Source organism: Anditalea andensis (assembly GCF_000714815.1).
In the GTDB taxonomy this organism is placed as follows: Bacteria; Bacteroidota; Bacteroidia; order Cytophagales; family Cyclobacteriaceae; genus Anditalea; species Anditalea andensis.
This window is the reverse complement of sequence record NZ_JMIH01000014.1, coordinates 832,987-851,043: the sequence shown is the minus strand read 5'-3', so window position 1 is coordinate 851,043 and position 18,057 is coordinate 832,987. Positions and strand designations below refer to the sequence as shown.

Genomic DNA, 18,057 nt, shown 5'->3' with positions numbered 1-18,057 from the left:
AATGGGCTATTTGTTCGCCCCGCATGGTCAGGCGGGCGCTGTATACCTGGTGGTAGGCTTTACCGGTTGCCGTTACTAAGCCACCGCCTTCGAACTCTACAAATATTGTATTGGGGTCAGACGTGGCCGAAAAAGTTATGTCCGTAAAGTTCCAGTTGGAAGCAAGCCGGGTTACGTTTACAAGGTGGGCCATAACCGCGTCGCGCCCCTCTATCCGATTTGCGAACGGAACAGGTGCATATGGGTACTCGTGCACCACGTCCTCTGTAATTAGATTACCATATGCTTCTGCGGTCATATGGTGATTAGTAAATAATTCAAGATGGAGCCGAAATGCGCGCTCCGCGTGAGTCCGACTATCGTTGGTGATTTCTGAGTTCATAATAATATTAATTTAAGAGTGAATTTTTTTTTAATAAGTCCTTTCTCTATCTGCCCGCTTCAAAGTTGGGTGTTCTTACTCATCTCAAGCAAATGTAGAGGGCATCGGCAATTGGTATAGCAAAGGTCTGCATAACTGCCCGTCCCGGTTAAGTTCACTTGTCGGGTATTCTGGTTCCGAATACGCTATTCTAAGGTGGACTGTGACATCGAAGGCATCTTTGATCTCCTCAGTTATGTTGAGCTACAGAGAGAAAAAAATGCTAAAGAGGATTACCTTGTCCTTAATTCCCTGGCCAATTTAAAAAAAGGCAGTGTCAGTATTAGAAAAATATAATCGGGTAGATCTTTATTTGGATAGAGATGGGGAAGGAATGAAGACTGCTAATGAATTAATAAAAAGGTATTCTCATTGCGCTGATTAATCAAGATCATTTATCCGCATAAGGATTTTAATGAGTATCTGGTGGGGAGTGGGTTAAGTTGAAGGGGTGCTTTTATGCTGTTGGGATGACCTTATATTATTGAATGGTGGCCTATTTCTTACCGGATGCTGAATTAATAGATTTCCATATTTCTTTGTGCACTTCCAATTGCGTCAACATTAAATGGCGCTGGTTAGAGGAGTTTATTTTAAAAATTGCTATTAAAAACTCATGGTCAGTGTTAAGATTTTTAATGATCGGAGAATTTTTTTTACCACTCTTTTTGGTATCGGAGATGTCAAAATTGAGACTTTAGTTTTTTTGGATTATTATTGTGGCTGAAGATACATAAAGTTCAAATGAATTTATTTTCATATTTTATCGGAAAGATATTAATGTGGAGTTGGTTGACCAAGATTTACCGATGGTAAATAATGTAATGACAGCCTTTGGCAGCAATAATATAAGATTTTAAGGTTTAATTTATGCTGGTTTTTTCTTTTATAATTTTATTTTTAGTTAAAATCATATGTTAAAAATAATTAATACTCTCACATTTAAAGAAGAACTTGTTCATCAAAACAGTGCCCCCATGTTGTTCCTATGTGACGACTATGAGCATTATTACTGCAAGTCAAAACTGCAAGAACCTGATCATGATTTTTTGATATATGAAATGATTGGAAGTAAGATAGCTGATTATTTTAATATTTCCACCCCCCATATAGCCTTAGTTCAGTACGATGAGGTTTCATTGGGAGAAAATTATCTGCTCAAGAATTATAACCTTAAACATGGAGATTTTCTTTTTGCCTCACAATATATAGGTCCCTATGATCATATTGATAATAGTGGGAGATTTTTCATAAAAAATAGGAGAAAATATGCGAAAATAGATAATCCTAAAGACATTTTGAGAATCACATTAATGGATATTCATTTGAATAATGCTGACCGTAATGAATCAAATTATAATTTATTATATCAAACCCAGAAATTTAGATATTATGCAATTGATCATGCAGCATTATTTGGAGGACCAGCGCTGAGAGGTCGCTTCTCTCCTGGTGGAGATCCCGCTCTAGGAAATAAATTATTGAATTCATTTTTATTGAGGAACATTTTAAAATTCTTATCTTTAGATCAAATCAAATTAGAAGTTGATAATTATTTTTTAAAGTGTAATGCTTCATTAGGAACAGTAATTGAATCGGTATTTAATTCGATACCTAAATCATGGACCATAAGTCAAGGATTAAAGGAAAGAATTCTAGAATATTCTCTAAATGAAACTAGATTAAATCTTGGGAAGTTATTGGTGATGAAGAGATTAACTGAAATCAAAAAGAAATTATGAAAAATGTTCTTGTTCCCATTTCTGTAAGATTGAACAATTTAACTGATGATTTAATCACTGTTGGATTGTTGGCGTTTAATGAAAATTCTTCATTTTATGATTTTTCCTATGAAAAGCTAAAAATCGTGAAGTCTTTTTTGGATAAAAATTCCATTGACTTTTTGGATGATGCTTTAAAATCAATGAGTACAACTTTTCTCAAAGAAGCCAAAATAAATGAAATAGCTTATTTAGATAAGATTTTAAATGAGAAGTATATAGATTATCTATCAAAATATTCAAATGGAATTGTAAAGTTTGGGGAACCAAAAGGCTTTGCCACTGAATTGAATAATGAATCATATTTGAAGGCGTTTAGGTCATTTGTTGGAGCAGAACCGGGAAAAATTATTTCCAAAGGGATAAGCTCTTTAAGGTATGAAATGAATGAAATTTTAAAAAATGATGCCTTTAAAAATGTAGATGTAAAATATAGTATAAAGCCTACCATGGTATCCGGTATCTATGCTCCTCATAAATTAGATTTTATTGGCATAAATGGTAGCCCTTATGCCGGCCTGGCAGTTGATTTTACTAAAGATGTCTCAGAAATTGATAAAAATATAGTAACGTTCCGGGCTATTGCACTTGGATTGGCTTCCAGAACAAAGGATTATGATATGAGTCCAGGTAAATATGAATTGTTTTTTAATGAACCTGTATCAAAGGAAAATGTAATACTATTAGACAGAGTTAGAAAGGACAAACATAAGGGTTTTGAATTATTAGAATTTGATAAAATCGATAGGGCAATTATTAAAATTGAGAACGGAACTTATAGGAAATTTTCTGAATCTGAATTTGCTTTGTAATATTTTGTGACTTAGTCTATCAAATTGGGCTATCCGCTTGCATAATAAGCGCTCCCGCAAAAAAGCGTTACAGGCTTTATGAAATCGAGCATGATCCTGTAACTACGGGATCAAAACTGGAATGATTAACATGCTCGATTCAATCCCGTTTCCTTCGTCACGGGACAAGTTATGGCCTCTGAAAATATAATTATGATCAGATAAAATGCGTCAGCATGGTTATTACCGATAAAAAGAAATTTTAATGATCAATCGAGAGATTCACAGCCTGACTCGATAAAAGTACGTATGGGGACATGGTTCTATTTGAGGTTTAGGGGTGAAATTCCACTTTACCTCGATTGTATGTTGTTTTATTAATTTAGTCTAGTACCATTTTTTATGATAGTTTTCTCACTAAAGTAGTTTTCGCTGTTGTCGAAAGGTGATTTGTCCCAAATGATGATGTTGGCTGTTTTGCCTTTTTCGATTGAGCCGATCTCTTTACCTAATCCTATTGCTTGTGCTCCGTTTAGCGTTGATATTTTAAAAATTTCTTGTGTTGAAAATCCATAGTCAGATAAAATCTTCAATTCGGTTAAAAGGGTTTTTCCTCCGAATTTAGAATCCGTAGCTATGCGAATGGGAATGCCCGATTCGGACATCCTTTTTAGATACCGCATCATTATTTCAAAATTCGCTTTGCTCCGTTCTATTTGTTCTTTAGATAATGAATTTTCGGATAATGGAAAATAATGAGAAGATTTAAATTGCCGGTGTATTAAACCTAAAGTTGTTGAAAATGTGGTATTGTTTTGACCCAATTGTTTAATTAGTTCGTTTATATCATCGGTTTTATTTTCATCAATATATCTAAAAGCTTCTAAAAACATCATTAACACTTTTTCTAGCGTATTAGCTCTGCCAAACAAAGACTCAAAATGAGTGTCAAATTTTTCCCATTCGCTTTCAGTTCTGATAATGCTGTAAGGTAGAGTAGCGATATGTTCGTAGTTTTTCAAACCTTTTTCTAAAGTTTGTTGGATGCTTAAACGTTTTGGGTCAAAATCGCCAATATGTCCAAACACTTTCATATTCAAACTGTCCGCTGTTTTGATAACGGCAGAAAATTCAGGCTCTCTTAATCGATGATAGACTTTAATATGTTCAAGACCTTTGTGGTGGTATTCGATAACCTTTTCTTTGGCAGAATTTTCGCTGTCTACGGTTAAGTGCCCTATATATGGTTCTCTTTCTTCTTTTGAAATCAATGCTCCGCCGCAAGTCAGAAAATCAGTGTATCTAGAATTTCCATCTTTCCATTGGATAATGTCATCTAACCAATTTTCGGGATGCCCCATCATCAAAGCAGTGGTAATGCCATAAGGTAAATATTCCCTGCTTAGTTGCTGCCTGTAATTTTCAACTGAATCTTTGGGAATATATAAAGGAGCTTCGTCATAGTCGCCAAACACGTCAGTAGGATGTATATGTGTATCGATAAATCCAGGAGTGACTAATTTTCCCTGAGCATCTATTTCTTGTTTGGACTTAAAGTTTTTTTGGTCGGTTATTTTAACTATTTTTCCGTCCGTTATCAGAATGTTCTGTTGTTCTTTTTGCTCACCTGTTTCAACAATTAAAACAGTTGCGTTTTTAATTGCCAAATCGTACTGCATATTGTCAGAACAAGAAAACAAAGAAAGAAGTAATAATGGAAAAAATAGGAATTTATATTTCATTTTGGTTTGTCTGATTGCATACAACGTGATTCAGCTTGGAGACAGCGGGCATTCGAAGCCGTATCCTTCAAGCTTACTCCTAACTTCTTGAAGATACTGATTTTCATATTTATTGGAAACCGCCCGCTGTATCCAATGTGATGTTATGCACTCGGTTCTTTTTCATTTTTTTAAGAATCCGAGTTGAAACCCAATAAATATCACCATTTCTTCCAAAAGTTAAATATTTTCCATCAGGCGTTACATCACCCCCCAATTCATCGAATTCTGTATTGATGGTTGGGCCAAGATTTTGAGGATTTAACCATTGACCATATTTGTTCCTAAAACTTATATAAAGGTCTGAGCCACCATATCCACCTTCTCTATTGGACCTAAAAATCAGGTACTCTTCATTTGGCGAAACATAGGGATCTCCCCAACATTCAGTGCCCTCCAAATTTTGATGATTAATAGGGCTTGGCAAAATTTTCATTTCTTTGTATTTCCCATTTTCATATTTACTATATGCAATTTCCCCTGAATAGGTGCTAAAATAAATGGAAGAATCTGATACTATACAGGGATGCAGTGTAAATTTAGGTGAAATAAAATTGGGTGGGGTGCTTAAGCTTACTGGCTCACTCCATCCATCCTTATTTCTTTCAGAATAACATTTATCGAGACTTCCTTTTTGGTTTTTAATTTTATTGGCAAAATAATATATCCGACTTCCACCAAAAGACATAAATGGTTCACTTGTTCTCCTTCCTTTAGAAAAACTTACAGTATCTGGTTCTGTCCATTTTCCCTTCACAAATTTAGTATACAAAATGAACGAAGGCGTGGGATCCGGATAATATTCTATTGAAAAATATATTTCCATTCCATTCGGAGAAAATGTAATTACTTCTTCATTCCTATTATCCAACGAAACTATCCCTGGGGCAAAAATTTTTGGAGTCGATTTAGGAGGTGATTGGCCTAAATATCTATTTGTGTTACAACCAAACACCGTTATTAGATACAAAAAAACAATCATATTTCGGAATGTGCCTTTCATGGTTTATTTATCTTGTGCATAACTTATTTATATGTCCACCAAAGGTTAACATATTAAAAACCTGAAGATCAAATATATAAACCTTAGTTAACTTTTAACTATAGCTCAACCTTTAGCAACTGTTTTATTTTTCTTTTTCACATTATATCCTATTTATGTATTAATATATCTCTGTATATTTATATATATTTTTTGAGTCATGACCCATTTAAAGAATTTTTACCTGATGCTGTTTTTGGCATTTGCTTTTCTGGAGAGGAAGAGCTTGATAACTCATTTATATTATCTGACAGCACTATAGAAATCGATTATAACTCAACTCATCAGCTATCAGCAGTACTTAACAGCAGGTCTGACAACCTTTTATGGGAATCTTCAGATGAGGATATTGCCACTGTAAATCAAGATGGATTGGTTAAAGGTATACGAGTAGGGGAGGCTGGAATAACAGCCTGATCAGGAAATTAAGCGCAAGACTGCGAAGTGAGTGTAGTAGCTACTAATTTTCTTTTTCAGGAGCCATTTTTAAAATTTAATTCATCAATGGATGCTGTTAAAAAAAATGAAAATAGAGTGCTGCTGTTTGATGGTGAGGATGATCTTGGTTATCAAGATGATAGTGATTTAGTACGTAGGGTGATATACAGCATTTTAAATTTTACGTATTTGGTCTATGGTATTTTTTTTAAACAGGAGGTGGATAATGAAGTGGTGTTTGGCTTTCTATTTCACTATAATGATCTTTCATAAAGGATATCACCGATCTGTTTTCACTTATCCGTTTTTTCGTTTTTTTCCTTCATTTTTAAAACATATTTCCTTCCGTACTTTGTTTCAGATACATAAATCAAATAGCCGATATCATATAATTTCGGTAGATAGTAGGTGCAGGATATTTGATGGTTAGAGCCATCCCAATCAGGAGCAAAACCAAAGGAAAGCCCATGTAAGGCACATTCATCTAAGAATTCCAGCCAATATTCCAGCGGTACTATTTCTTTTACTTTTGTGATCAACCCGATCGGATCTTTTAAATCTTTTTTTGTTAGCGAAATGGGATAGAACTGCCAAGGTAGATTGTGCTCTTTATAGGTATTGCTGTGTATTTTTTCTAAAAAGGCCAAGTCAAACTTATTTTTGAGAAAAACATAATCGCTCTTGTTTTCTTCTATTAAGTATAGGGCAATTACCAGCTCTTGCATCAGTTTTACTTGGAAAACAAACAATGCCGGTTCCTTTTTATAGGCGGAATTTGGAAATTTTGACAGGGAGGATTCCATTATTTGCAGCATTCTTTTTCTACCATAGCTGAAATTGTTTAAGCTATATATATCCTCCAGAATATTAAGTGGATCGTGTCCCTCGGATAGAACGGCCCAATCCTGCATTACTCTAATGATCTTCATAAGCTTTATTTATAATATGGGTTCTTTATTTAATAATCACTGACATAATATTTTTTATTGTTTGTATATTTTTTTCGGTAATAATTCCAGAATAAATCCTTAAAAAGCATAATTATAAACCTGGAGCATTTGGATCAGATGTAAAATGTCTGGTATAGATAAGATAACATGCTTCCAGTAATCCGTTATACAGTTTAAAATCCACTATATATTTTATATCATAGCCATAACAAATGGATTCGTTACAGAGGCCGAAGTCGAGGGTAATGTTCCATTGCTTCAGCCACTTTTTTAAAGGCTTTTTGTAAAAGAACTTATTTATAAACAGGCCCGGACTTTGTATTTCATCGGATTGTAGATGTGAAGGGAGGAATGCCAGCCTTTCTAGTAGGCAAGGATTTAGTTCCAGTGCTATTGGATCAATCAGGTCTTCCCATTCAGGTGCCGCTACAGTGCCGGGATCAAAATTTTCAAAAATATAGTGGGCCGCAAATAATAATTGGAAAAATCTGCTTCCAAAAAACACCTGCGATCCTGGGGACTCAACTGAAAAATCTACGGAATCAGCCATCGCATTGGTGGATACGCGTATCAGGCATGTTTTCCATACGTCTAATTTTGCAAAACCTTTAAAGGATTCGTATAGAATACGGTGGCAATCCTGTTTGGATTTACAGGTATATTTTTTAGCGAAGGTTTTAAAGTATGTTTCCATAGCCAACAATATCTCATTGAATGCCTAAGTTCTTGAAACCACTTTTTCTAAGCTATTCCCCGGCGGAATAAAAAATACTTGCTTAGGTATTCAAAAAAATCCACACGTTCTGTATTTTGACTTGGGAATATGATATGTAAAGTAGTAGTTTAAGTCGGAATCCTAAATGGATTAAGGTAGGTTAAGAATTTTACAGGAAATATTAATAATCCAAGAGGTAGGAAATAAGCCTTTTTTTCTCCCTTTACCTATGTTACCTGCTTTCATAGTCATTATTATTTTCAAAAAGATCATGAAGCTTTTGTTGCAATAGCTTTTTATCAGGAAGTTGCATTTTATATTCTGAGACCATTGTTGGTGAAATGCTACGGCTCATCGTATACTCCACTACTTCGCTATCCTTATCCTTACAAAGTAGGATGCCTATACTAGGATTTTCATTTTGTTTTTTAACATCACGGTCTAAAGCCTCCAGATAAAAGTTTATCTGCCCTAAATGTTCCGGTTTAAATTTAGCTGCTTTTAATTCAAATGGTGAGATTATTAGTCCAGCTAATTTCTCTCAGCACTGCTGAGTGATTTGGGAAATCTTTATACACCTCATAAAATTGCTTCATTCGCCAAAGATTTTTATCGGAAAATCCCTTTAATTCCGGTTCATTCCGCTGTAAATATTGCGCCAATTCCTTTACAACGGATTGCCCCCATTCGGCACTTACTACTCTATGATGTATATATTCACCAATGTTCCAGTACAGATTGATCAGCTTACTTCCCCATCAAACGTTCCAACCTGGTCATCATTTCATCTTTCTCTTTCAACATTCGCTCGTATAAAGCTATCTTTTCCTCATTTAATCTTTTGATTTCTTCCATTGCTTCTACCCATTTTTCAAAGGGGTTGATGTTAAAAGTTGGATAATAATTGTATCCATTTGATTGGTCATTAAAAGTATTAGATATAATATTCACTGCCTGCTCCTCATCGAAATTCTGGATCGCTTCCACCGGCACGCGAAGGATGTCGGAAACCTGGCGGAGGATGTCCGACTCGATGGTCTCTCTTTGCTCAAGCAGGGATATTTTTTTTTGCGACCAATCCTCGCCCAGCTCATGGGCCAGGGCCTCCTGCTTGATGCCGAGCATTTCACGGAAGCGTTTGATATTGCGGCCTTGGTGGATTTTGTTTTGCATGAGATCCTGATTGAAACTATAAAATGTATTAGTAGGCACTAATTTAGTGAAATCCGGCTTATTTTCCTTCAATTTTAAATGGGAAAGCCATTTTATTTTATCGGGATCCTGATATACCCTTAGGCAATTTTACCCTGAATAAATTATCCCTTAGGGGAATACCATATACTCCAGGGTTTTGGGAATTTACTTAAAATAAATATATCCTATATAACCACTTAACTGTACCTTATATGACTAAAGATGATCTGATCATAAAATTAATCCAGCAGGATTTTACCCACCTGCAATTGGTTCTTGAAACAAGTAAGCGTGGAATAGAGAATGAAGATTTTCATTATTCAGGTATAATAGATCTGATCTTTCATTTGTTGAGGATAGATGTAAACGACGAAAGGCTGGTAGAAGAAGTGAGCGATGTATACCTTAAATATGAAAAAAATGTTGGCGCTATTCCATTATGTTTTTCTTCGGAAGCGCTTTTCCCTGTAGCCAAAGCATGCTACCAAGAAATGGTTGAAAGGTTCCGATCAGATGCACTGTGACCGTTTTTTTACTTATAAGCAAATTCTAATTCATAAGCTTTACGATAAAGGATTATGCAAACACTTTATAAATTTAACATAGGGGAAGAGGCCCTGGCAAGGATCCGGCAAAGTGCCAGTGCCAAAGCGGTTTTTCTTTTGGACCGGACCTGTTTTGGGGCAGAAAATTTTTTGCCCGGCCTCTTGCTAGCCTTATCCACTGGCAGTACCCTTCCCCGGAAGAGGGCCAGGGAGCAGGTCCTTTCAACGGGCCTCTTACCGGAAGACCAAATCCAGTTGGCCTTTTGCCACATAGACGAACTGAAGGCAGGCTTAAGACGGGGAGCATTGTTTCACCACTTACACCTTTCGCCGGCAAGGCTAATGGCTTCGGACGTAGCTTTCACCTTCCCATATATTTCAAAAGAGCTTTTGAAAGAAAAGTATACGGAAGCCTATAGCCGGTTTGGGGTTGTCATCAAGAGGGCTATGGCTTTTAAACAGGGAGCAGCCCTGTATTCCGAACAAAATGATTATACCACCGCTTGCTTTATGTTGCATCAGTCTATAGAATTAGGATTTAGTGCAGCAGAACAGTTTGCCTTGGGGAAGGCCAAAAAAAGCCATAAACTAATGTGCCATATCCTCTCTGCCCAATTTTATGCACCGCCCCTAGCCTCCATATTCCTGAACCCCGGGCACGGACTTTCCAAACCCTTGGAGCTGTTGGAAAAGGCCTATCTCGGCGCAAGGTATAGGGATAATTTTGTGGCAACCAAAGACCATGTGGGAAGGCTTTCGAATGTGGTGGATAAATTTTATGACCAACTCCTAAAACTGCCCAATACATACAGAGAAACCATAAACGACTTTGACCCTGAAAAGCAAATCAATCTACCTAAAACCCCTGTTAAAATGGAAAAGATCAGCCAAGAAAAAATATCCTTAATGGCACCCGGAGTTCCGGAGCATTTGACCGACTTTATAACCGGTATGGTTCAAAAGTTTGAGGTCAGCCATGTCTTTTGTTTTGGACTACACGACCACAGGCGGGCGGTGTTTAGCCCTTTTGCCCATCAAAAGGGGGATGGGGTAATAAAGCACGATTTACTGGTCCTGACGATGGGAAGTGATGCCACTGCCATCCAGCAGTATTGCCAACAATGGCCGGCAAAGGGGCACCGCCTATTTACCATTGTCCATGAAGTAAGTGAAGTACGGGAAAGACTTCTCAGGCAGGAACGTTTTTTTCATTCGGTTATCTTTGAAGGGCAACTTTTTTATGGTGATGCCCTTACCCTGAAATGTACACCTCTGGAAACCGATAACCGTGAGTGGAGACATAAAAATGCCGTCAAAGTTTTCCAAACCCGGATGAAGAGGGCCAAGACTTTTATGAAGGCAGCTGAGGAGGTTTTGAAACATGATGGAGGGGAAGTGGCAGTGTATCTGATGTACCAGTGTATACACCAACTTTGTCTGGGACTAATCTATGCCCAAATGGAATACGATCCCAAATTCCAGTCTCTGCCCCATCTATTGAGCCTTTGCTCCAATTTTACGGACCTGTTCGAACAGCATTTCCCACAGGAAAATGCCAATGGACATAAACAGGCGAACATGCTGATCGAAAGCTATTCCGGCACGCGGTTTAAACATGGTTACCATATCTCCAATGAGGAAGCGGTTCTCCTGTACGATAAACTGGCCGGGCTTCCTGTTAATGCGGAGAAACTGCTTAAAAAGTACCTATAAGTTACTTACTACCTGGTGGACTTTGAGAAAAACGAATTCCTGGTCCTCGAAGTAGCCGCCCTCACACATCTTTATGGAAAAACCTACACGGTCTACATCATCAAAAAAGTCCCTACACCTAGAGGATCAGATAAAAAGAAAAGATCCTAAAAAGTAGATAAAAGCCCTTCAGGACTTTTTTTATGCTATTTCTTGAATGTAAGGTGTTGGATTTGGGTTAGAGTTGAAATCTAATTTCATATGTAGATATATGTATATCCATAAGTACAGATATATGCTATTGATTATGAGTTGATTAATAGGCTGATCATTTGTGAAAAATCAAGTGCTGATGGCTTTATTATTGTTATTTTAGTAACAAGACATATTTAATATATAATTTATAGCCATGCAAGTTTTAATCGTAGCCGTACTTCTGATCATTGGATGGATGCTTTCTGAAATACAGACCCGCCACATTGCCAAACCATTTTTGAGTACAAAGGGATTTGCCCTTTTGAGTTTTGCTTCCTTTTTTATGTTTACAGCTTTTGACTCAGTGCAGCTATTGGTGGAATTTTAATTTTATGAAATTATCTTTTACAAGATATAAAAGAGGGCTTAATCATTGAATAGTAGGATCAAATTAAAAGCTTTTTAGGGATCAGTCCTAAAAGTAATAATTAGATGAATTTAAGTATCAATTCTGCTGAGTATATCAATTTAAAGATGCAAACCTAAATGACAGTGCAAAAGAAAATGAAGACCGACATTAAGAAGTATACATTTAAACATGGGCTGCCACAAGAATTTGAAGTTGTTGGCATCGGACAACTATACAACGACCATTCGGCCACTTTAACGACTCCTCATCGGACGGGTTTTTATCACATACTTTGGTTTCAAAAAGGTACCCCAACACATCTGGTAGACTTTAATCCCGTAAAAATTACGCCTGATACTATACTGTTTTTGAACAAAGACATTGTTCAACGATTTGATAATAAGGGTGGATTTGACGGCAAAGCAATATTGTTTACTGACAGTTTTTTCTGCAAAACAGAAACAGACACTAAGTATTTGCGGAGCAGTATATTATTCAATGACTTGTTTTCAGTAACTCAAATACAAATCACCAACAATGCGATGCTCTTTGCTGATTTGTTCAAGCTAATGGAAAAGGAATTAGAAAATGAAAAAGACCTCTCCCAGTCTGACATTCTAAAAAATTTATTGCATAACTTTTTACTTCTTTCTGAAAGAGAAAGACGAAAACAAGATTTCACCGAAATTAAAAAAGGTGCTGACCTGGATTATGTTATACTTTTCAAAGACCTTTTAGAAACCAGCTACCGCAAGGTGAAAAAAGTAAGCATTTACGCTAAAAAAATAAGTGTAACCGAAAAAAGGCTGAACCAGGCCACCTCAAAAATCTTGGACAAATCACCCAAGCAAATGATCGACGAGAGAATAATGCTGGAAGCAAAACGACTTTTGGTCCACACCAATGAAAGCGTAAAAGAAATTGGGTTTGAGTTGGGATTTGACGAGCCAACCAACTTCATTAAATTTTTTCGTAAACACATCCAATCAACACCAGTGGAATTTAGAGAGGAATTTGCTTCGGCTTAAAAGTATCATCCAAAGGCCTTTTATTACCTTTTACATTTTTATGAATCACTGCACCTTTGCATCATCAAATTAAACACCAAAATGATGAACAGGATATTAATAAGTGCAGTGGTAATTTCAGGAGTTGTATTATCCGCAAGCACCAATTTTCTCAACTCCAATTCCCATATAAAAGAAGAAAAAATGGAAACATCAAAAAAGCAAAAGGTAGTGGCCTTATTAAAGGCATTGGAAACGGGAGAAACAGAGCCAATTAAAGTAATCAATCCAAACAAATACATTCAGCATAATATTCAGATTGAAGATGGCCTGGAAGGCTTTGCCGCATTTACCAAAATTCTACCCAACGGAGAGACTAAGGTGAATACAATTCGCGCTTTTACAGATGGTGAATATGTATTTACTCACAGTGAGTATAATGTGTTTGGTCCTAAAATCGGGTTTGACATATTCCGTTTTGAAGATGGAAAGATTGTGGAGCACTGGGATAACTTACAGGAAATACAACAGCCTAACCCAAGCGGCCGTACCATGATTGATGGCGTCACTGAGTTAAAAGATCTGGGCAAAACAGAAGAAAACAAAACTTTGGTTAGCAACTTCGTGGATGACATCTTGGTGAACGGGAAAATGGACAAGCTGAATGGCTACTTCTACGGTGATAATTATATCCAGCATAACCCATACATCGGTGATGGCCTGTCAGGCTTAGGTAAAGCTTTGGGCGAGTGGGCTGAGCAAGGCATCACCATGAAATATGACATGGTGCATCAAGTGTTAGGTGAAGGAAACTATGTTCTGGTAGTGAGTGAGGGACAGCTTGGCGGTAAGCATACTGCCTTCTATGACCTGTTCCGTGTGGAGAAGGGCAAGATAGCAGAGCACTGGGATGTCCTGGAAACCATTCCTGCGAAAGACAAGTGGAAAAACAACAACAGTAAGTTCTGAATAGAGGCACATTTTCTGAATAAAGCAAGAGCAAAGATGAATGCAAAAATGAAAATAGAAATCTGGTCAGATATCGTGTGCCCCTTCTGCTACATTGGCAAGCGACAATTTGATGAAGCGCTTGCACAATTTAACTACAGGGATGATGTGGAGATTGTGTGGCACAGCTATCAGTTGTTTCCGGATTATCAGCAAAGAGAGGGTTCTGACTTTTATACTGAAGTAGGACGACTGAAGGGGAATAACCGGGAGTGGAGCATCCGATTCCATAACCAGATAGCAGAACATGCGAAAAGGGTAGGGCTTGAATACAACTTCGAAAAGATCCCTTTCCCCAATACCTTTAATGCCCACCTCTTTTCCCTTTACGCAAAAACAAAAGGATTGCAGCACGAGGCAGAAGAAAAGTTGTTCCTTGCTTATTTCACTGAAGGAAGGAACATTGGTGACCTGGAGGTTCTGGCCCAGCTTGGGGAAGAAATAGGCCTTCAGAAAGCTGATGTGAATGAAGCTTTGTCTAATAACCAGTTTACTCAACAGGTACTTGAAGACATAGCCGAAGCTAAAAGGATTGGGGTAAATGGCGTTCCTTTTTTTCTGATCAATGGAGAACTTGCCGTAGCAGGTGCACAAGACCCAAATGAATTTGTAAAGGCACTCAACCGTTCCTGGGAGAAATGGAGCAAAGAAAAAAACAAACCCCTGATCGAAATCGTGAAAGGAGCCTCTTGTGACATACAGGGAAACTGTAATTAATATTTCAAAAAATAAATTTCCAAAAGATGAAATCGAGCATGACGAAAGTATCCCACTATAGGATGATTATCACTTATGCGAGATTCTACCGAATAAATTTGGTACAGGCTATCCCGACCTCCGGTACGGGACAAGTTTTGACCTTTGAAAAACAAAATATAAACAGATGAAAATAGCAGTTATCGGTGCTACCGGATTTGTAGGTAGCCAAATTACGAATGAATTAGTAACCAGAAATCTTGACGTGGTCGGAATTTCCAGAAGAGAACAGCCATCTGATAAAAGTAATCTTCAATATGCTAAAGTGGATGTTAATGATGTAAACGCATTAACAGAGGTATTGAAAGGAACTGACGTTGTGGTGAATGCCTTTAGTCCTGTAGCGGATAACCCAAACCTTATGGAAGATTTCATGAACGGTTCAAAAGCAATCCAGCAAGCGGTAAAAAATGCCGGTGTCAACAGATTTATCATTGTAGGTGGAGGTGGAAGTTTGCTTAATGAAAATGGTGAGCAAGTTATCGACACCTTACCACAAGACCTTCCATTTATACCAAAAGCAAAAGCTACCAGAGCTTATTTTGAGGTGATCAAAGAAGAAAATGAACTGGATTGGGCTTATTTTAGCCCTGCTTTGGAAATGAATTCTAGTATTACAATTGGAAAAACCGGGCAATATCGTTTAGGAACAGATTATCCGGTAATGAATGAAGAAGGAAGAAATATACTTTCTGTGGAAGATGTAGCCGTAGTGATAGCAGATGAAATAGAAAACCCTAAACACCATCAGGTCCGTTTTACAGCGGGATATTAGTTTAAATATAAAAGTAATTTGGTATTAAAAATAGTAATGAATTAAAGTCCCGGGCAATCTGGGGCTTTTTTTTGGTCTGGTTTGTATATTTTTGAATGCCATTAGCTGGTAAGAAGGCCCCTAAGTAATTGAAGCTATTGCTTATGTTTATTTCTCCATGGCAGGGCTCTCTGCATCCCAGGATCTATTGGGCTCAGGACTTAACCAAAAGCATACAGCATTAAAACTTTTGAATAGCGTAAATTCCAAGGGGTGGTGAGGACAGCGGGTGTTATTATTGTGATGTAGTAAACCGAAAGAGGTGGATCGTTTAAGACATAATAGGTGGCAAAACCAAAAATTATGAATATGGCTACACCTATTGCGTAAGTGACAAAGAGGGAAATTTGATAAAACCCAGGTTCAGGTCTGAAACTAAATCCACAAACTGAACAGGCATCATTTAATTCATTAAATTTTGCCATATTTAAAGCCGAAGACTTGAACATATTTCCTTTAGTACATTTAGGACATTTGCATTGTAATATGGCTTGTAGTGTAGATTTTTTGTTATTTATGGTCATACAAAAGGGGGCATTTTTATATCTTATTAGGTGTATAATTGTATGGGCAAAAATATTAAATGAAAATTTGGAGACAAATAAGGAAACACCCCTTTATTAGGACTTTTAGGACAAAAAAAGTATCTTACGTGAAGATGAAATTTCCAGTATTGCATATCGGCCAATTCCCATCGGATCTTCAGGAGATGTTTTACGCCAATGATTTTCAAACCCATACCAAAGATCATCACAACGTAATAAGCCGTGCCCACAAGCATGATTTTTATTTAACGGTAATGTTTACCAAAGGAATTGGCATCCATGAAGTGGATTTTGTAGAATATGATATAAAGCCAGGAAGTACCTTTATGCTGAATCCCGGACGGGTCCATCATTGGAAATTTAGCCCTGACACTGAAGGTTACATTTTGTTCCATACAAGGAACTTTTATGAAATGAGGTTTGGTGAAAAGTCATTAGACCTATTTCCATTTTTTTTCTCCCTTCAAAATAGCTTCTACCTTCATCTTAAGAATTCAGATTTTTTGTCTTCGGAAAAGTTGTTTCAGCAAATTTTAGAAGAGAATCGAATAGGTGGGATGATGAAATATCAAAAAATAAGCAGTATGCTCGATCTTTTATATGTTGAACTGACAAGAACTTATCTCAAACAAGCGCCAGCTTTTTCTTTTGATGTGAGTAAATACCAGGACAGGTTGAAAAAATTGGAGGAACTAATAGATAAACATTTTCGGGATTCAAAATCAGCGGCATTTTATGCAATAAAGATGAATATGAGTACTAAGCATTTGAACAGAATTACACAGGCAGGATTGGCAAAAACCACTACTGAACTGATAATGGAGAGGGTGTTTTTGGAAGCTCAGAGATTGCTTTCCTACTCCGCCATGTCGATTGCTGAAGTGGCCGACAATTTAGGGTATGATGACATATCCTACTTTTCGAGGCTATTCAAAAAACATCTAAAAATCTCGCCATCAGATTTTTCAAAAAGATATAGGTGAGCAGATCCCACATGCACAATCGCATTTTTCCCCATGTGGCACGTAGTTGCCTATCTGCATACAACATTATCTTAGCGGTTTATAATATTTAATTTTTATTATTCCTCCCAATTTCCCCTGCCGACTTTTTTAAATTTTAGTGTAGGATCCCAGCTAAAACCCTTATCAAGTTGATTCTTGCTTCAGTTAAGGAGGGAGCATATCAAACAGGAAGATATTAAATTAACCATCAAGAAAACCAAAGAAGTATCCATCGTTGCATTAAATGGATATGCAGTAGATATTCTAAATAAATACAAAGACAGACTATCACCTTTGCCAATGATAGCCAATCAAAATTTTAACAAATACGTTAAATAATTATGTAAAAAGGCGGGCATCAAAGACCCTGTAGAAATAATAAGGTATAAAGGAGCGGTGAAAGAGGCGAAAATATTTCCCAAACATGAAGTGATAAGTGTTCATACGGGGAGAAAAACCTTTGCTACCCTTTCTTTAGAAAAAGGGATCCCGGCAGAGACTGTTATGAAGATTACAAGGCACTCTGATTACAAAAGTTTCCAGAGGTATATAAAAGTAACTGAATAAAGAAAAAGAAACGAAATGCAAAAAGCCTGGGGAAAGCCTTCTTAATATTTTAGCCACTCAATATTTGCTGCCATGAAAAATTTAGATCCGGAGAGGCCCTTATAGTTATATCAATTATGCGGGTATTTGTTGCTATTCGATGGTAAATCCGAAGTGGAAAGGCTACTGGCATATAGATATGGCTGGTTGATTTCCGGACAGTTCAAATCAAATAGAGGAGCGGATGAATTCTGTATTATAAGACATGTGGTAGATTCCTTAATAAAGCGTTCACAAAATGTAATGGGAAACCTTATCAATATTGATAACTGGGTGCCTGAATAGTTACATTTTTTTAAAACTTATTTAGTGAATTATTATTTATATATTTATTTTTATACTACTGGTTTTAAGCGTATTATA

The 18,057-nt window shown here is 36.8% G+C and carries 23 protein-coding genes; 14 read left to right on the top strand and 9 right to left on the bottom strand.

Annotated features, from left to right (window positions below; all coding sequences use genetic code 11):
• Positions 1-298, bottom strand: a 298-nt coding sequence (locus tag EL17_RS22590; protein ID WP_051719854.1) for a nuclear transport factor 2 family protein, incomplete at its 3' end; no start/stop codon positions are given.
• A gap of 1,037 nt (positions 299-1,335) precedes the next feature.
• Here EL17_RS22590 and EL17_RS07395 point away from each other — a divergent pair.
• Both EL17_RS07395 and EL17_RS07390 read left to right on the top strand, forming a co-directional pair.
• Positions 1,336-2,163 carry a HipA family kinase gene (locus EL17_RS07395; protein WP_035071998.1) on the top strand — a complete coding sequence of 276 codons (828 nt, stop codon included), beginning with the start codon at positions 1,336-1,338 and terminating at the stop codon, positions 2,161-2,163.
• Complete coding sequence (locus EL17_RS07390; protein ID WP_035071995.1) at positions 2,160-3,014, top strand: hypothetical protein; 855 nt, start codon at positions 2,160-2,162, stop codon at positions 3,012-3,014. The genes EL17_RS07395 and EL17_RS07390 overlap by 4 nt, the downstream gene beginning before the upstream one ends.
• A gap of 356 nt (positions 3,015-3,370) precedes the next feature.
• Here the strand turns inward: EL17_RS07390 and EL17_RS07385 are convergent, their stop codons facing one another.
• Positions 3,371-4,735: an amidohydrolase family protein gene (locus EL17_RS07385; protein ID WP_084166131.1), complete on the bottom strand. Its 1,365-nt coding sequence runs from the start codon at positions 4,733-4,735 to the stop codon at positions 3,371-3,373.
• Between the two features lie 109 nt (positions 4,736-4,844).
• Positions 4,845-5,600, bottom strand: coding sequence for a TolB-like translocation protein (locus EL17_RS22585; RefSeq protein ID WP_164674988.1), 756 nt, complete (start codon positions 5,598-5,600; stop codon positions 4,845-4,847).
• A gap of 369 nt (positions 5,601-5,969) precedes the next feature.
• Between EL17_RS22585 and EL17_RS07375 the strand changes: the two genes are divergently transcribed.
• Together EL17_RS07375 and EL17_RS07370 are read left to right on the top strand one after the other, a co-directional pair.
• Entirely contained in the window at positions 5,970-6,233 is a 264-nt protein-coding gene (locus EL17_RS07375; RefSeq protein WP_035071990.1) for an Ig-like domain-containing protein, read from the top strand.
• 87 nt (positions 6,234-6,320) lie between these two features.
• Positions 6,321-6,527 (top strand): hypothetical protein, encoded by a 207-nt coding sequence (locus tag EL17_RS07370; RefSeq protein WP_164674987.1) that lies wholly within the window; start codon positions 6,321-6,323, stop codon positions 6,525-6,527.
• A gap of 20 nt (positions 6,528-6,547) precedes the next feature.
• Here the strand turns inward: EL17_RS07370 and EL17_RS07365 are convergent, their stop codons facing one another.
• The 5 genes from EL17_RS07365 to EL17_RS07350 form a co-directional block, all read right to left on the bottom strand.
• Positions 6,548-7,183 carry a hypothetical protein gene (locus EL17_RS07365; protein WP_035071978.1) on the bottom strand — a complete coding sequence of 212 codons (636 nt, stop codon included), beginning with the start codon at positions 7,181-7,183 and terminating at the stop codon, positions 6,548-6,550.
• Between the two features lie 112 nt (positions 7,184-7,295).
• The gene (locus EL17_RS07360) at positions 7,296-7,898 is read right to left on the bottom strand and encodes a hypothetical protein (protein WP_035071977.1); all 603 of its coding nucleotides are present in this window, start codon (positions 7,896-7,898) and stop codon (positions 7,296-7,298) included.
• A 253-nt stretch (positions 7,899-8,151) separates the two neighbouring features.
• Complete coding sequence (locus tag EL17_RS24005; protein ID WP_240485948.1) at positions 8,152-8,373, bottom strand: PDDEXK nuclease domain-containing protein; 222 nt, start codon at positions 8,371-8,373, stop codon at positions 8,152-8,154.
• 52 nt (positions 8,374-8,425) lie between these two features.
• The gene (locus tag EL17_RS24000) at positions 8,426-8,632 is read right to left on the bottom strand and encodes a DUF1016 N-terminal domain-containing protein (RefSeq protein WP_240485947.1); all 207 of its coding nucleotides are present in this window, start codon (positions 8,630-8,632) and stop codon (positions 8,426-8,428) included.
• A gap of 34 nt (positions 8,633-8,666) precedes the next feature.
• Positions 8,667-9,092: a helix-turn-helix transcriptional regulator gene (locus EL17_RS07350; RefSeq protein WP_035072194.1), complete on the bottom strand. Its 426-nt coding sequence runs from the start codon at positions 9,090-9,092 to the stop codon at positions 8,667-8,669.
• A gap of 233 nt (positions 9,093-9,325) precedes the next feature.
• Here EL17_RS07350 and EL17_RS07345 point away from each other — a divergent pair, with 233 nt between their 5' ends.
• The 7 genes from EL17_RS07345 (at position 9,326) to EL17_RS07320 (ending at position 15,500) form a co-directional block, all read left to right on the top strand.
• On the top strand, positions 9,326-9,637 hold the full coding sequence (locus tag EL17_RS07345) for a hypothetical protein (protein ID WP_035071975.1): 312 nt from the start codon (positions 9,326-9,328) through the stop codon (positions 9,635-9,637).
• 54 nt (positions 9,638-9,691) lie between these two features.
• Positions 9,692-11,371 (top strand): HEPN domain-containing protein, encoded by a 1,680-nt coding sequence (locus EL17_RS07340; RefSeq protein ID WP_035071973.1) that lies wholly within the window; start codon positions 9,692-9,694, stop codon positions 11,369-11,371.
• A gap of 388 nt (positions 11,372-11,759) precedes the next feature.
• A complete protein-coding gene (locus tag EL17_RS23450) occupies positions 11,760-11,933 on the top strand; it encodes a hypothetical protein (protein ID WP_164674986.1) in 174 nt (57 codons plus the stop codon).
• A gap of 176 nt (positions 11,934-12,109) precedes the next feature.
• Positions 12,110-12,982, top strand: coding sequence for an AraC family transcriptional regulator (locus EL17_RS07335; RefSeq protein ID WP_035072192.1), 873 nt, complete (start codon positions 12,110-12,112; stop codon positions 12,980-12,982).
• Between the two features lie 84 nt (positions 12,983-13,066).
• Positions 13,067-13,930, top strand: coding sequence for a nuclear transport factor 2 family protein (locus tag EL17_RS07330; RefSeq protein ID WP_164675000.1), 864 nt, complete (start codon positions 13,067-13,069; stop codon positions 13,928-13,930).
• 48 nt (positions 13,931-13,978) lie between these two features.
• A complete protein-coding gene (locus EL17_RS07325; RefSeq protein WP_035072188.1) occupies positions 13,979-14,686 on the top strand; it encodes a DsbA family oxidoreductase in 708 nt (235 codons plus the stop codon).
• Between the two features lie 166 nt (positions 14,687-14,852).
• A complete protein-coding gene (locus EL17_RS07320; protein ID WP_035071971.1) occupies positions 14,853-15,500 on the top strand; it encodes an NAD(P)-dependent oxidoreductase in 648 nt (215 codons plus the stop codon).
• A 200-nt stretch (positions 15,501-15,700) separates the two neighbouring features.
• Here the strand turns inward: EL17_RS07320 and EL17_RS07315 are convergent, their stop codons facing one another.
• Positions 15,701-16,063 (bottom strand): DUF983 domain-containing protein, encoded by a 363-nt coding sequence (locus EL17_RS07315; protein WP_035071969.1) that lies wholly within the window; start codon positions 16,061-16,063, stop codon positions 15,701-15,703.
• A gap of 134 nt (positions 16,064-16,197) precedes the next feature.
• Between EL17_RS07315 and EL17_RS07310 the strand changes: the two genes are divergently transcribed.
• From EL17_RS07310 to EL17_RS07300, 3 genes are all read left to right on the top strand, one after another.
• Positions 16,198-17,067: a helix-turn-helix domain-containing protein gene (locus tag EL17_RS07310; RefSeq protein WP_035071967.1), complete on the top strand. Its 870-nt coding sequence runs from the start codon at positions 16,198-16,200 to the stop codon at positions 17,065-17,067.
• A 417-nt stretch (positions 17,068-17,484) separates the two neighbouring features.
• Positions 17,485-17,655, top strand: coding sequence for a tyrosine-type recombinase/integrase (locus EL17_RS23995; RefSeq protein ID WP_262482677.1), 171 nt, complete (start codon positions 17,485-17,487; stop codon positions 17,653-17,655).
• A 126-nt stretch (positions 17,656-17,781) separates the two neighbouring features.
• Positions 17,782-17,979: a hypothetical protein gene (locus EL17_RS07300; protein WP_164674948.1), complete on the top strand. Its 198-nt coding sequence runs from the start codon at positions 17,782-17,784 to the stop codon at positions 17,977-17,979.
• The last annotated feature ends 78 nt before the right edge of the window (positions 17,980-18,057 follow it).